The following is a 15,541-nucleotide window of genomic DNA, read 5'->3' on the forward strand; positions in this document are numbered from 1 at the left end:
CGAATCTTTTGCTGCTATTCACCGGTTTGTATCGGCAGACAGAAGACGGCTGTAACCTGCCTCAATCAGGGATTCAGAATTAGGATCGTGCTTGCGAAGATTATTCTCCACAGCTTTCCGTGATGTATTTGCATAGCAATACTTGCAGAGATGATGACAGGTATCATACATGCCGATGTCCTTACTGACTATGCAACCACACTCCTTTCGTTGCCCCTTGTCCTTGAGATATGGCCGGGAATAGACGGCAAAAAGATCAGGCTGATAGCCTAGAAAATTCATCAATGCTGAATCGTCATTGAAAAGTTCAATCATAAGATCGTCATCGATACATCTATTATGCCCAATACCATATTGGTCAAGCGATACACCTTCGGCACAAGTGGTAATATTGATTCCCCAGCCTTGAGCTTTATGCTGAATTCGTTCCGCAAGTTCGATCATTAATGGTGGTGTAAATTCTCTGAAAGAAACACCTTCTCTCGTCAGATTGTTTTGTACTTTTTTATATATGCCGATATCAGCAAAGCTTATAACGAGCTTCTCAGTGTATCCTTGGAGCTGTCGGGCAATGCATTCAATGCGATCCACAAGGACATCAATGGAAATGGTATTGGTAAGGATCAGAGGATCATATCGCCAGATAACGCGTTTCTTGCCAAGCCTATCAGATAGGGCTTTAAATGTATCAATGCGCTGTACAAGAGGGGGGACATTAGGCTCCAGTTTCTCCTGTTCATAGTCATTGAGAGTGAACTGAAAATAATAGTGAATTCCTTTGGCCTCTATTTCGGGTAAATATTGAATCAGTGGCTTTGGATTTTTACTCCAGAACACAATGATTCGGGTTTTCTTGAATGAAATGTACTGAAACTGTTTGGTATTAAAAGGATTTTTCCATGTCAGATATCCGGCTTCAAGACGATTTCTGAACCACTTGGCGAAAAATGCGGGGATATCTGTTGCACGACTGGCCGATACAATGACCGGGCAGATGGCCTTCTCGCATTTATTATCCGGAAGATTAATGATGTCCGTTTTCCATCCACTGAAAACCACTGATTATTTCCTTTCTGTAAAGAAACCGGTGAAGCCACAGGGATCAGATCTCTTCCCTTCGCCTATACGACCGCCGAAACATGATTCATTGGGGCGTGCGGCATTAACCCGATATGCCGGATGTTCTGTAAAGTTTGCGGTGATTGTTTCTGCGAAGGAATGTGGTGCGAAGACGCGATAAGCAATCTTCGTTTCATCATTATTTTGAATGCATCTGTGATTCAACACGAATCTTCTCTGCGTAAAACAGCTCCCATCATGACAGGTAGATGAATCTCTTGCACACGGAATGGGAATGATGGTCCGCATGACGGCTTGGGGGTCGCGATCATGCAAATTTGCTTCACGATTCAGAGTCATGGCAAAATATTCAAAGGGATTGTCTTTGGATGTTACATCAGCGACGATACAGAAACCGTATGGAAGCAGCAGGCGCGAGACGATATGAAGGGTGTTCCTGATGATTCCTTGTGCTGACGCATAGTTGACGTTGTAAAATTCGCAGAGACATTTCCAGCTAGTGATGATGTCATATCGAGTGCCGAACTTCTCCGCAATTGCGGATAATGCGGGAACATAGCTTTCGAGGTTGAAGGGAAGATTTACACAATGCGGATCTAATGTGTAATCAAGATTGATAAAATCTCTAAACGATTCAAGAATATCTCCTTGCTTGCAAAGGGCATCTTCGTTGATGTCGATCGCTGTGATCTCTACCGGTGCCTCGCATCTCCCCCAGTTGGAAAGGGCCAGCAACGTCCCTGCAACGGCGGCGCCTGTTCCCGATCCTATATCGAGTATTCGGATGGTGTCTTTCTGGCGCATGGCAGAACCGATAGCTGGGATGGAAAGAAGTTCCGATAAAATATTCCATGTCTCTATAACGGTTCTGGGAAAGTAGGTCCCGAGATAAATCAGGTTATCTTCGTGAGTAGCTTCAAAGTTAAATCGAGCACCTTGTTTCTTCCTCTGAAAGACAGCGCCCATTCGTTCGAGTTGATCGTCTATGAATGATGGGAGGCGTTTGTGCTCATGGGAGACAGCAGTCTTTCTTCCTTGTAATTCTTCAGCAATAGGGGATATAAACAAACCCGGTACGAGATCGCATGCCTCGCTGTGGAGCGATTCGACGATACGAGATCTTACAGTATTATGCTCCCGTAAAATCTCCTCATCATTAAGATCGAAGATCCTCCTGAGATCCCCACTTCTTAGTATCGGATAACTGCGCTTCGCGGTCGAATCGTGAAAACAAGTTGTTATGCTGGTCCTCAATTCGATCCCCGCAGATTTCGGGTTAATAAGAGCATCCAGGGCATATTCGATCAGCAAATCTTCGCATTGTTTTTGCCGGACCGCGGGTCCATCTACCCATGCATCATGAATCAAGGAAACGATCCTCACGAAGCGATCTAGATAGTCTTTTCGCGAATCTGTGATATTCTTGTATTCGAAGATTGCTTCCGCACGAGTACGAAGCGAACCGGGGGGCAAGAAGTCGGCTACTGTACGTATTTTCGCGTACAGTTCTGCCCGTTGGAAAAGGGACAAGAAAAATATCAGAAGAGCAATTACTGAGGCTGGTGGTTCAGCACCATCACGGATCGCTTGGCCTGCACGGGAATTTACGAAAATCAACAGGGTTTCTTCATAATCAAAGCGACTTGATCGTAATTCTGCAGCGGTCAGTCCATAAAATAGCGGTCGGATTTCGTGAAGATGTGCTTTCAGGAAATCATCACAAACGGATAATGAATTCCATCGATTTATTTCCTGCTGTAGGTCCTGAAGGGTCATATGCCAGATTTCTTTGAATCCTCTTCTATTGCGATATCAATAATACGGGTGTTCACAGTGATCTGCCCGCTTTCGATAATATCTGCAAGGCGATCCTTGGATATTCGGAAATGGAGAATGTCTTGCCCTCTTTTTCTGCTCAACTCGAACTCATCTGCAAGAAAAAAGCACTGCGCTAGAAGGCACCTCCCTAATTCGCTTCTCTCATCAACAGCATCAGCTTTCATGTGCTTAATGTAATGGATGATTTTACCGATTGTCGAAATCTCAAATCTTCGCACAAATAGATCATGTGCACGATAAGAATGATCATTGATGAGTCTGCCTGGCGTACCTAAAGCAATTGGCACAGCAGAAATCGGGAGTTTGTCATAAAGACTCAGCATATATTTATCCGGCACACGTTGATAGAAGGCCCATTGGTATAGTGATTCGATCAACTGAAGCTCAAACAATGTTTGCAGGTGGAATTTAATCTCGGGGTTTTGTTCTACGAGCGGTTTCAGCAAAGGGTGCACGGCATAGAGGCCCGTCTCCTTGGCATCCAATGCGGTATATCCATAGTAAGCGCCGAGAGTTCCCAGAATTGGAACAATCTGTCTTGAATTTAACCAGTCTTCATGGATCCTCTGTTTGACATTTCGATGATCGTTGGACTGGCGGCTGGAATACTTGAATAGTGCAGCCAGCACTCTCGCTTCATAAGGAAACTTGGCGTGCCGCAGCACTTGAATGGCAGATCGGTAGTCACCGGAAAACAGACTCTTGAATGCTTGGCCCACCTCTTCCTGTTCCCCGGTGGTTTTGTAAATCTCCATCGCCAGTGTCCGCGCCCGATCCTTTTCAATGAATGCGTCGTAAGCAATTACGAGCGATCTAATTTCTTTTATCACTTCCGACAGCCGGTCTTCCCGATCCAGTAGCGAAAGAAGCAAGGTATCTGCATGGCAATGCTTATGAGGATTACAAGAGGCATCGCCGGTGATTGCCGCACACAAACAAAAATATTCTTCCGGGTAGTCTGCGTAGCAACCAGTTTTAACGGAAAAATATCGATCTGCGTTGCGAAGAAATGCAACTAGCCCCATATAACGGTCGAACTTACTGATTGAATTTTCAACTTCTTTCGATTGGATGTCGTATTCTTGAGTAATCCATTCAATAGCATCATCTAGCCCTTGGGCAATGGATGGAGCAATTGAGAACAGATGCCTCGGTACCGGCACATCCGGTTTTATCCAACCGGCGATATAGCGATTCAAATCTCCTTGCTCAGGCGATATACCAATACTGGCAAGCCTGGAGATCGGCAGGGGCAGCGGATATCGAAGGACTGCGGATGTTCCGCGGCAAGCTTTCACCTCCTCTGCTAGAAGCAAGATACCGAGGAGGTGTTGATTTTTATTGATAGGCTGAGGAGCGGTAAACAGGGTAAGTACAGTGGGGAAATGTCTTTGGATATCGTCGAAATCGCTGGAACCAATTGCCTTGTCCCATGTTGCAGGATAGATGAGCCCATGGGCGAGGAAGACCTGAGTCCTCAGTTGGTCCACTGGCATGTAGAAAAGGCTCCTGTCTCCATTGCTGACCTTCATTGATCCATCAGTTGCATTAACGGGTTCAAGGGGTTCTTCGTATAGCGTTCTTTTTGTATGGCTATCGCCGCTTTCATAAAGCGGAAGCTGAGGACTTGTCTCTTCTTTCCTTGAATCTTTAGATTTACCTATTTCCCGGAGCAACTTCGACTTCAAAGCTTTCTCGATCGTTATGCATCTTTTTTCTCCCTGAGGGCGAATGCAAGCCTTCTGGTTTTGGACGTAATCCAGACCATCTTGCAGCACTTCATATGTTTTGCCATTTTGGCTGAACGTTTCTCCTTTTTTCATAAATCATGCCTGCCTTTCTCTAGAATGGTACGTCGTCTTCTGGAACCGGGGTCTCTGCGTCCAGGGCATTGTAGGTGTCAGGATCGAAACCAGATATAGGATCCTTTTGTGGATCGTTTAGATCCCTGAAAACGAAAAGCTCCTTTTTTGCGCGTGTGCTGGCAACATACCATTCTTGCGGGATATCTTTAAAGAAATTGATACGCGGAATGATGACAACATCGAACTCTAGCCCTTTGGACGATATAAAGGTCGTAACAACGTAGCGTTCCAGATCATCCGATATTTCCTCCTCGTGGTGATATTTTGTAGCTGATATGCCCATCTTAGTGACCATTTCATGGACATCATCGACGGATTCACCCGAATGGCCGTAACGCTTTCGCCATAGAGCAAGTGGACACAGGATAGCCACATTGCCCTCTGCATTCTGAAGGATTGTCCTCAGATGCTGATTCCTATGAGCATCGTCATGATATGAAATGACTGTTGGCTTCGGTCCGCGACGATTAGAGCGGAGAAGGCGTTCAGGGATTGCCTCATCCCATGCGACTTGGTTTGTTTTGGGGATAAATTGGCGGGCAAAGAGGTATGTCTCATATGTGTTTCTGAAATTTCTCCCCAATGGGAAGCGTCTGTAGGGTCCGAAGTCCGTTCGCAGAATGCTTTCAATCTCTTCTATTTTCGCCCCGTGCTTTGGATGGACTTGTTGGCCGTTATCCGCGCCAACGAAAACGCGTTCAAAATACTGTGGAAGCACCTGATAGACACAAAGAGGCAGGTCTTGACCTTCGTCGATGAGAAGTTCTTCGATTTGCTGGCCCGTTAGGGGCGATTTTCGGATGCGCTCTGCCATCGCCTCTGGTGTCGGTGGCGCATCAACATTGAAACCGGAATTAGTAAGCGGACAATACCACTTATGAAATGTACTGACACGCTCCCGCGGGACACTTTGGATGTTCGCAAGGTTGCGAATAGCTTGCACGAGCATATTCTGGAAAGTTACCAGATGAACATTGGTTTGCTGGTTGTTGATGCGAACAAGGCGATAGATCGAGACTGTTGTTTTACCACTACCAGGGCAACCGGTGACGAGGGCGCTTCGGAAACCGTCATCGTCGATCATGCGGAGCATTTCAAGACCGTCTTGTGTAGCACGCATTTCCTCCAATGAAGGCAAATGAAATTCGAACGGCATAAGTCCGACTCTCCCTGATCTAACGCATTGCGCTATTTAAAAAAGTACCCCTTGTTCACCTTTATTCTGGTTGTAAGATGCAGGAGACTCTAACACCTTTGGTGCCTGATGCTCTTCCTTTGGGCGTTTGATGTCGGCGAGTAGCTGTTTGTAACCTGTTTCACCTAGGAGGTTACGGGCGTGGAGGTGACATTCGCGCCAGGATTCTTCGGGGGGCTGGGTGAGTTGCCAGTCGAAGAAGCGGGGGCCGAGGCGGGAGACCACAGGCTGAGGGCGTTTCGCCCGCTCGTCGTGACCGAGGCCGTAGTCGGCCAAGCGCAGGGTCTCGGGGAGCATCCAGCCCTCACCATTGTTCTGGTTAAGGAAAGCTCCAATGCCCTTCTCCTTGTCGCCGCCGTGGGAATGGATCTTCTCTTCGAGATCGTGGAAGGCAACAAGGGTTAGGACCGTCTGTCGAAGTTCAGGGTCTTTGTTCTTGTCGACTCGCCAGAAACCTTTAGGAGAGAGAGCTCCTGCCGCTGATTCTCTTTGCATAGATTCCTTCTGTTTGTCGCACTCCCGCAGGACCCATTCGAAATCTGATGCCCTCAGATTAAATTGGGCTGCAATCAATGCATCCAGCTTACAACGTAACCGTAATCTTTCCATATTAGTCATTGCCCATTGGGATGTGGTCCGCCATGCAGAATCAACTTGGAACCTTGGAGATGTAAGTGACAACCATTCAACGGAAAACACCTGACTGCAGAGTGCGAGTGATGCACAGATCGCAGAAATGTTGACTACGTGGTTTTTAATTATTGAAGGTATCGGACTTTCGTTCAGTAGGTACGGTGAAACATACATCACTCCACTTCCCAAGCGAGCCCTGAAACACCAGTCAAAAACCAATGAGTTCAGAACAGCTGATTGCGATAGAGTAACTGAAAGGATACCAGAGTCACTTCGAAAGACAGGCACAGGGTGGGAGCAAGGATGGTTTGGAATAGGTGCACAGATGAACCCTCTGGTATTCGTAGCCGATACTATTGCAATAAGTGATGCTTTCGGAGCGGGAGCGTAATTAGACGAATTAAGGAAAGTCCCAGTGCTCATGAGGTACTGTGGGAGGTGACACTTATTTGCCCAATCTATATCGGCCCACTGAGCTCCCCTCCCCTTGCCGCTAATCCATCCCTTCTGGCTGAAGTCAAACTGGCCAATCATCCGTCCCTCGTAGAGCGGCAGGGCCGTGTTTTCGATCCGGTCCTCCCGGATCCAGGCATCGGCCTCGCGGGAGAGGATGACGCCCTCCGGGATATCGGCCCGGGGGATGGGAAGGGTGTCATAGGGCGGCTGGGCGCAGCGGAGCTTCCATTTAGTGCGCTGGACGTCGCCGGGCTTGAGGAGATGGCCGTGGACGAAGCGGGTAAGCGCAGTGCGCTCCTCGGGGCCAGCGTTGGTGTCGTAAAGCCACTCCTCCAATTGAATAGGCGTCGACACTGGCCGCGTCGGATCGACGCTCAGTTCGGCCCAGAGTTCCCTGATGGGCCGCCAGTTGCCCTTGAGCCAGCGGCTGTACTCGTCGGGCCGGTAGCCGTCGGCCTCCCAGCGCGGTCGCGGGGGGAAGAGGCGCGAGTCGTTGGTCATATCGAACTCTCTAGCGTACTGAATCCCCCAGCCGTCTGGGCCGTCGTCGCCGAGCAGGACGGAATTGGCGTAGATCTTCTCCAGGATCTCCAGATCCCGCCGGGACTGGATTTCGAGGATCGCCAGGGACCGGGGGCTGAAGCGGGTCACCTGGGCGCGGCTGTAAGGGGTAGCCAGGGCCTCGGCATTCTCCCAGTCTTCGAGCTTCCGGCGCATGAAGGCCGTCTGGATCGCCTCGGTGGCGCCGCCCTTCTGGATAATGACAGGATTGAACTTAAAGCGGCTGTCGATCTCAAAGACCTTGTCCCGGTTCTCGAATCCGAAGAGCCACTCCCAGCGGCAGCGGTCGAGGAAGAGGCGGCGCAGGCCCCCCGTGCCATGGTCGGAGTAGAGGCCCGAGGGGACGATGAAACCGAGGCGGCCGTCCGGTCGCAGGAGGGCATGGGCCTGCTCCAGGAAAGCCTTGTAGAGGTTGATGTCGGCCGAGCCCTGGTGGCGGAAAGGGTGGGCCGGGTCGGCGAATCCCCGGCTCTTCCTGCGGGCATCCCGCCAGCGGGCATGGTAGAGGTGGTTGTCCCGGCCGCGGGCGAAGGCGAATCGGTCCCCGCTCGCCTCGTTTTCATCCGGGTCGCCGAAGGGGCTCGCGGCATAACCCATGAAGTTCGATTGGGCGCGGAAGTCGGCGTTGTAGTCAAGCCAGGCCCGCTCGATACCGGCGTCGGCGAAATAATTGGTCTGATGGCGGAGGGCCTCCTGCTTGCCGTAGGCTCGGTACAGAGGGTCGATATTGGAGAAGAACTCCTTGGAGTTGGGCTTGGCGATGTCCCAGGGGGGATTCCCGAGGATGGCGTCGAAGCCGGATCCCGCGGTGCAGAAGACGTCGGGGAACTCGATCTCCCAGTGGAAGAAGCGCTTGGTTGCGGCGATCCGTTCGGCAATGGCCCGAGTCTTCGGCAACGGGGCATGGAAGGTTGTCGGAAGGGGCGCCTGATCCAGGGCGTCGGCCGGCCAGAACCAGCAGGCACACCAGATGTCGAGAGCAGACTTGAGGGCCTGCCAGGCCGGGGCGCCGACAACCTCTTCCCGATAGATCCGGGCGCGCTCGGTGCTTTCGTGGACGGGGAGTTCATGGAGGCGCGCCAGGACGGCCAGTGTGTCGGCATGGACCGTCTCAGCCTCCGTCTGAACATCTTGGGAAAAGAGGGTGGGTCCTGCCAAAAAGCTGCGCAAATCAGGGGTGAGTCGCTCCTTGACGAAGGTCTTGAGGGCCTTGGTCCATGCTTCCTTAGCGAAATGGACGCCGTTGGCATGGCCCTTGTCGCCTCCTTCGCGGTTCTTCCAGGCCATGACCGGGTAGTGCTGGTACTGGTCGAGCCAGGCGCCGACAAGGCTGTTGCCGCACTTGATCTTGTGGTCCAGGAAGGAGAAGGGCAGGGTCTTGTCCATCGTCTCCACCCAGAGGGCCAGGCGGCAAAGCTCGACGGCCAGGGGATCGAAGTCCACGCCATAGATACAGCGCTCTACGATGAATCTCTTGAGGATCGCCTTCATGTCTTGCTCGAAGGTGTCATCCTCCGGGCGGCAAGGGAGACGGGTGGTGGAAAGCTTCTCATCGCTTTCATGAACGTCGATGCCCAGGATCGCCTCCACGGACCGACCCGTGTCACCGTCCAAACGGTGATAATGGACCAGCGAGGCATAGAGCGAATCGGTGAGGAAGCGCAGGGCCGCCACGGAGAAACTGCCGGAGCCGCAGGCGGGGTCGCAAACCTTGAGGCCAACGATCGCCTCGGGGGCCTTCGGCGTCCAGGAAGCGGCCGGGGCGTCGGGATCGGGCCGACCATCGGCGCTCAGCGGCGGATCATAGGCCAGGGGCCGTAGGGTCCGATGAACCGTGGGAACGGCCAGGCCGGGACGGGTGTAGAAGGTGCCTGATCCCTTGCGGGTGCCACCCCAGCGGACCACGTACCACTCGCCCGGCAGGATGACCTTCACGACGAGCTGTCGGGCCTTCCGGGAGATGGCCGCTTCATGGACGAGCGCCCGTTCGGGTGTCAGGGCGCCCCGGGGGCGGCGGACCAGGTTTCCCACGGCAACGGCACGGCGCGCCCAGGTCTCGGCGCGGGTCCGCGTGGCATGACGTTCGTCGCCGGGCTCCTCGATCGTTTCCGCTGTCGCGGCCTCCTCTGCCGTCGCAAAGAGACCTCCGGGGATTTCCTCTTCGCCGGCGGCAGCGGCAGCATCATCGTCTTCGACGGTGTTATCGTTGTCGTCAGCAGCGGCGGCTTCTCCATCGTCTTCCGCTTCATCGTCTTTCCGGCCCGTGTCCTTCATCTTCTCCAGCAGGTCGGCCAGTGCCCGGTCGTCCATCGCTTCGAGGCGGGAGAGGGGGAGGGCCGGCTGGTTTCCGACGGCGAGGAAGATGACGGGGTCTCCGGCTGGGGCGGTCTTCAACTCGAAGTCGAGGAGCCCTTCGTAGAGGATGCCGATGTACTCGCTGGAGAGGTCGGAGAAGTCAACCGGCGCGGAGACCCAGATGCCGGCCCTTCCCTGCCGGAGTTTCACGCGGGTGCGGGTGAGGCGCTCCAGCATGCGGTGGACATCTCGATCGGGGAGAAGCTCCCGTTCGAAGCAGGCGTTCTCGAAGACAAAAAGCGCTCGCAAAAGACCGTCCGGCGATGCGGCATCGCCAGGGGCGAAAAGCTCGCCCCCGTAGGCAGGTACGGGAAGCTGTTCATGATGGGAGCCGCGTTGAACGAGGCGGAAGAGGGCCAGCAGGCGCGGCCAGGCGCTCCAGGAACGGGCCAAACGGTTGCCGCCGCGGGCGGCGATCTTTTCCAGCTCTTCGAGAAGGCCGGTCAGGCCGTAGGCACTGTGGTAGAGAGCGTTGTCACGGGGAAGGAGATCCCGGGACTCGGCAAAGAGGACAACGACCATCCGCATGACCATGCGCACGGCGGCTCGGTAGATCTCGGCGGGATCACAGTTCGCGCACTGTTCCTTCAGGCTGTCGCCGTGGCCCTGGACGAGAATTTCGACGGCCTCGCGGACCCGCTCGCCAAGAACGGCCGAGAGGTCCGCCTGCCCCTTGCGGCTCTCCAGGATCGCTTCCAGAAGCGGGGGCGGGGCGCCCTTGTCCTTCGGCGTCCAGAGGGCCGGGGAAAGGAGTGTCCGCAGGGTGGTGACTTGGGCGGAGAGGTCTCCTCCCTCGAACCAGAGTTCCACATCCCATTCGCACCAGGCGTCGAAATCGAGACCGGCAAAGATCAGACGCCACTGGCTGCCGTTGGTGAGGACGGCGAGGCGTTCATTTCCCCCGCGGAGCCACTGGACGATCTGACTCATGGAGCGGCGGCCGCGACCGATGCCGAGACGTGTCTCTTCGTCGATGAAGACGGGGAGGCACGCGCCGGCTGCTGTGTGCCAGAGATGGCGGGGCTTGATGGTCTCGCCCGTGACGGCGCGGCGGCCCCATTCGGCGCCCACCTGCGTGCCTCGCTGCCAGGAGGCGTCAGCGGCGGTAAAGCCGCAGATCTCCTCAAGGACAAAGCGGATGAAGTCTGTTGTATTCTTGCCGCCGTCGAGATGTGCCCCTGCCTGACGACGCAGCTCCCGCTCCTGATAGGACGATAGAGGCGCGGGTTCGTGCTCCGCGATCCGGCGGAGGCGTGTTGCGTCGAGGAGAAGGCCGCCGTGGCGCAGGCGATCCCAGCCGATGAGTTCGCTGCCGTTCATGACACACCTCCGGGCAGGCGAACTTCAATCGCCACGGGGAAGACTTGGGCCGCTGCGGGCATGGCATGACGCCGGGGAAGCAGGTACCTTATGATCCGTTCCCGCTCCCGTTCGAGTTGGATGCGCACCTCTTCATAATGGCGGGTGCGGCGGGCGATCTCCGACTGCTTTTCCTCGATTGAGCGGTCGATGGCGTCGAGCCGGGCTTCTTCGTCAAACAGAAGCCCCTGACGACGTTCCACCTGGAGCTTCTCGATCTCCCGTTCCAGCTTTCCCAGGGTATTTTCGGCGATCAGGGACGAAACCTCGCCCTGGCGACTGCGGTAGCGTTCCTCTTCCCGGCGCCGGGCCTGGACGCCTGCGGTCTCCAGTTGCCCCTTGAGGGTGGTCGTCAGTTTTCCGGCGTAGTCGGCGAGGAACCGCTTGATCTCCGGGCCGACCTCGTCGAGAATATCGCGGGCACGGGTGCGGAGCTTTTCATCGCTCACGGCAGCGGCATGGCGCAGTTCCTGAGCGGGTTGATGGGCGAGAGGCTCGCCGAAGACGCCTTTCCGGACAGGGAAAAGAATCGTCCGGACCCAGTGGTGGAAGGTCTCGCGCAGGTCGTTAACGGCCAGTTCTTCCAGGCTGACGAGGACAAGGGCCTCAACACCGGGCGGTACCTCACCTTGTCGCACGGTCCAGCGGGAGACCTCTTCGCCGCCACCTGGAAAGCGGCGGCGCGTGAGGGCGGTCATGGCTCGCTGCAGCAGCGGGTGGGATAAGTGCAGGAAAGTAACGTCTGGACGGGGGGAGAAGATCTGCCGCTCGCCGATCTGCGTCAGGAAGGGGTTAGGACTGAAGGCGAGGCGGCTGACGGGACCGCGGCTGCCCCGCACGGTATTGCGCCTCAGTGTTTCGTCAATGATCTCGCTCCAACCAGGGAGCCCCGGGTCGAGGAGACGAAAGGTGGCCTCATCTGGCCGGGGTTCGAGCTGGGGGCGACCGCCGCGGATGGCCATGGCCCCTTCGAGGGTGTCCCGGAGCGCCTCCGGATCGTGATCGATCTCGGCGGCCAGGGTGCGGAGTCTATCATCGGCGGCCCGTCCATCAGCACCCGTCTCCGTCGTGGCGTCGGCATCGACTGCGGCCCGGCCGCGGGCAGCGACAATGCGTTGATCCAAATCGGCCTGAACGGCGGCCACGCTTTCCCCCTGCACCAGTCGGCGATGGGCTGCCTCGTCGAAGAGTTCATTGGCAGAGCCCAAATCCTCACGGATCTCGTCGGCCTTGCGGATCACGTGCGCCAGGAAGCGGAGGTCCTGGTCCTGGTCCGTGGCAAAGTGGTGAATCGTGACGTCGCGGGCCTGGCCATGGCGGTCCACCCGGCCGTTGCGCTGTTCGAGGCGGGAGGGGTTCCAGGGGCAGTCGAAGTGGAGCAGATATCGGGCGGTCCACTGGAGGTTCAGCCCCTCGGCAGCGGCGTCGGTGGCCAGAAGAATGCGAACTTGGTGCTTTGGGTCGTTGAAGGTCTGCTTGACCAGATCTCGCTCATGTTCGTCCATGCCGCCGAAAAGAGTCAAGATCCGGTCCGGTTCGTAGCGCTCTCGCAGGCGGTGGGCGAGGTAGTCGAGGGTGGTCTTGTATTCCGTGAAGATGACGAGGCGCTCGTCATCGCGCCAGTTTTTCTCCGATCGCAGGAGCTTTTCGATGAGGTTGCCCAAGGCGTCGAAGCGGGCATCGGCCGCAGGGTTCTGTATGTCCAGGTTGTTTTGGGATAGATCGAATCCCATGCCCGAAATAGCGGCGTCAATAGTGGTGATCTCGTCTTGGAGATCGGTAGCCACGACCTTGAGCCAGGCGCCGACCACGCCCGCGGCTGTGGCCTCGCGGGATTGGGTTTCGCGGTCGTCGCCGGTCTCCCGCTCAACATTCCGTTTAGCTGCAATGACGTCGGCCTCATTGGCGATAGTCCCTTCTGTCAACCCTTCCCGACAGCGCCGCCATGACTCGGCAAAGGCCGTGGGACAGCTCAGGAGACGCTTGCCAAGGATCTCGACGGCAAAGCTGCCGGCACGGCGACGACGTGTCTCACCACTAGCCGTAAGCTGGCGGATGGCGGTGCGGAACCCATCGAAAGCGGCGCTCAAAGCGATCTCTCCCTGAGAGAGTTCGAGAACCAATGCCTGAGGTGGGTTGCGGCGACAAAAGCGGGGCGGATTCGTCCGGGCGTTGATCTCTCGTTTCAGGCGTCGCATGACCACCTGCTGGATGCGCTCCCGTTCCGCAGGCCGGAGGGCATCCGTCTGGCTGAATCGCACCGGGTCGAGGATTTCGAGGAGGCCCGTGAAGCTCCGGGTGTGCCCGTTGTGAGGTGTGGCACTTAGGAACAGGCGGTGTTCGAACTGGGGCGCCAAGAGGCGCAACATGCGGCACAGATCGCTGTCGTCCCCGAAGGGGGAGGGCATCAGGTTGTGGCATTCATCGACAATGAGCAGATCCCATGGCAAGTGCGGCGAGCCTTCCGGCGTTCGGCAGGCGGCTAGGAACTGGGTGAGGACATCCTCCTGCCGAAGATAGTGGTAGGAGGCGATGATTCGGCTGAAAGAGCGCCAGGGGTTGGCGTCCATGCCGAGGCGCCGGTGCAGGGCATGGGTCTCGGCGCGATCCACGAGATCGAAGGGGAGGGAAAACTTGTCCCACATTTCGTCGCGCCACTGGAGTCGAAGCGAGGCTGGGGTCAGGATCAGGACCCGCTGGATGCGCCTGCGCAGGAGGAGCTCACTCAGGATCAAACCCGCCTCGACGGTCTTGCCGAGACCAACGTCGTCGGCGATCAGGAGATTGACTCTGGGCATCTGAAGGGCCTTCAGGAGCGGTACGAGTTGGAAGTCCTCGACCTGCACGGCACCGTGAAAAGGGCTGGAGATGGGCAGACGATCAAGGGGGCCACCACCGTCCGGATCGAGGAACGGCATGGCCGCTGTCCAGCGAGCGGCGCGGAGGAGGGCATCGAAATCCTCCGCCGGCATGGGATCGGTCGCGAGGGCATCCGGAAGCGCCGTGGGTTCGAGGAGCACCTTCCGCGGCTCAAGTTCCCAGAGGAGCCGCTCCACAGCGGGAAGCTGGTCATCCTTGTAGTCAACATGGACGAGGTGGAGTCGTCCCTCTTGGCTGTCGAAAGGCTCGACGGCAGAGACGATTCCCCGACGGTTGCGAACAGCGGTGAACATTCCTGGACGTGGAACCTGAAAGGTGTCTGTGGCGTTCATTGTAGCAGGGTTTCCGTGAAGATCATTCAGGTTCTCCATAGACAGCTACATTTCTGCGTCAACCAATACAATATTTACTAATGCAATACAAACAGTTACCTCAAATATTTTATGACATACAGTGGCGGTTTTTGCGGGTTGGTATTTATTCATAAAAATATCCGGCACGTATTCTCAGAGATGGTATACTCCAGTCATCTTTTTATGGATGGTGCAGGGGGATCCTGAAATAGCCCTCTATTCGACCGGACACTCTTCTTGCTGTCAATATAATAGCGAGAGGCCATGACCTTCCGTTGCTCCCCGAAAGCCCGGCAGGCCCTTGGCCTGAAGGATGGTGATCTGATCGTTGAGCCAGGGCAGGATGGTAAGAATATGAAATGTGAGCCGGGGAGTTCTTCTCTATCAGCCTGGTCAATTCCGCTGCGCTCCATTTGCACTGGTTATTTGCATGGTAGGGCCGCAAAAATGACAGTGAAGCGATTGGCAGTGATTGTATCCGCAGTACTAATCCTGGGTTGTCAAAACCTTTGCATACCAAAGGAGGAACACATGCAGACACATGGAAATGTGCAACATCTCAATCCGGCGGGTTTGCACAAGAATCCCGCATATACTCAGGCTGTTGTCGTCAGCGGCAATGCAACGACAATCTATGTCGGTGGCCAGAATGCGGTGGATGCTTCCGGCAACATCGTTGGCAAGGGGGATCTCGGAGCGCAAACGGAAAAGACGCTACGGAATGTGGAAACAGCTCTGGCGGCAGGCGGGGCCGGACTTCAACACATCGTAAAGTGGAACGTCTATATCCTGCATGGCCAATCGGCCAACGTGGGATTCGAGGCGTTTCAAAAAGTGTGGGGCCAACGTCCGAATCCACCCGTCATTAGCGCTATCTTTGTGCCCGCATTGGCACACCCTGATTTTCTTGTGGAGATTGATGCCATTGCCGTGATCCCGCAGAAGTAAGCATCCCAACAACTAAT

At 55.4% G+C, this 15,541-nt stretch carries 7 protein-coding genes; 1 reads left to right on the plus strand and 6 read right to left on the minus strand.

Features of this window, described 5'->3' with window-relative positions; genetic code table 11:
* Positions 1-18: 18 nt before the first annotated feature.
* From PLO63_00595 to drmD, 6 genes are read right to left on the minus strand one after another with little or no spacing between them, the layout of a single operon-like run.
* Entirely contained in the window at positions 19-1,059 is a 1,041-nt protein-coding gene (locus PLO63_00595; GenBank protein HOI72615.1) for a DUF1848 domain-containing protein, read from the minus strand.
* Between the two features lie 3 nt (positions 1,060-1,062).
* Positions 1,063-2,856, minus strand: a complete 1,794-nt coding sequence (locus PLO63_00600) for a hypothetical protein (GenBank protein ID HOI72616.1) — start codon at positions 2,854-2,856, stop codon at positions 1,063-1,065.
* A complete protein-coding gene (locus PLO63_00605) occupies positions 2,853-4,742 on the minus strand; it encodes a hypothetical protein (protein HOI72617.1) in 1,890 nt (629 codons plus the stop codon). The genes PLO63_00600 and PLO63_00605 overlap by 4 nt, the downstream gene beginning before the upstream one ends.
* 19 nt (positions 4,743-4,761) lie before the next feature.
* Positions 4,762-5,940 (minus strand): AAA family ATPase, encoded by a 1,179-nt coding sequence (locus PLO63_00610; protein HOI72618.1) that lies wholly within the window; start codon positions 5,938-5,940, stop codon positions 4,762-4,764.
* A gap of 36 nt (positions 5,941-5,976) precedes the next feature.
* The gene (locus tag PLO63_00615) at positions 5,977-11,304 is read right to left on the minus strand and encodes a hypothetical protein (GenBank protein HOI72619.1); all 5,328 of its coding nucleotides are present in this window, start codon (positions 11,302-11,304) and stop codon (positions 5,977-5,979) included.
* Positions 11,301-14,516: a DISARM system SNF2-like helicase DrmD gene (drmD, locus tag PLO63_00620; GenBank protein ID HOI72620.1), complete on the minus strand. Its 3,216-nt coding sequence runs from the start codon at positions 14,514-14,516 to the stop codon at positions 11,301-11,303. Before drmD ends, PLO63_00615 begins: the two co-directional genes overlap by 4 nt.
* Positions 14,517-15,107: 591 nt before the next feature.
* On the opposite strand from drmD, the gene PLO63_00625 reads away from it, so the two are divergent.
* Positions 15,108-15,524 carry a RidA family protein gene (locus tag PLO63_00625; GenBank protein ID HOI72621.1) on the plus strand — a complete coding sequence of 139 codons (417 nt, stop codon included), beginning with the start codon at positions 15,108-15,110 and terminating at the stop codon, positions 15,522-15,524.
* The last annotated feature ends 17 nt before the right edge of the window (positions 15,525-15,541 follow it).

It is taken from the genome of Syntrophales bacterium, assembly GCA_035363115.1.
In the GTDB taxonomy this organism is placed as follows: Bacteria; Desulfobacterota; Syntrophia; order Syntrophales; family PHBD01; genus PHBD01.

What these genes read in the sequence shown, in the direction of transcription:
- PLO63_00600 (HOI72616.1), bottom strand. Translation starts at nt 2,856, where the DNA reads ATGACCCTTCAGGACCTACAGCAGGAAATAAATCGATGGAATTCATTA.
- PLO63_00605 (HOI72617.1), bottom strand. Translation starts at nt 4,742, where the DNA reads ATGAAAAAAGGAGAAACGTTCAGCCAAAATGGCAAAACATATGAAGTG.
- PLO63_00610 (HOI72618.1), bottom strand. Translation starts at nt 5,940, where the DNA reads ATGCCGTTCGAATTTCATTTGCCTTCATTGGAGGAAATGCGTGCTACA.
- PLO63_00615 (HOI72619.1), bottom strand. Translation starts at nt 11,304, where the DNA reads ATGAACGGCAGCGAACTCATCGGCTGGGATCGCCTGCGCCACGGCGGC.
- drmD (HOI72620.1), bottom strand. Translation starts at nt 14,516, where the DNA reads ATGTTCACCGCTGTTCGCAACCGTCGGGGAATCGTCTCTGCCGTCGAG.
- PLO63_00625 (HOI72621.1), top strand. Translation starts at nt 15,108, where the DNA reads ATGCAGACACATGGAAATGTGCAACATCTCAATCCGGCGGGTTTGCAC.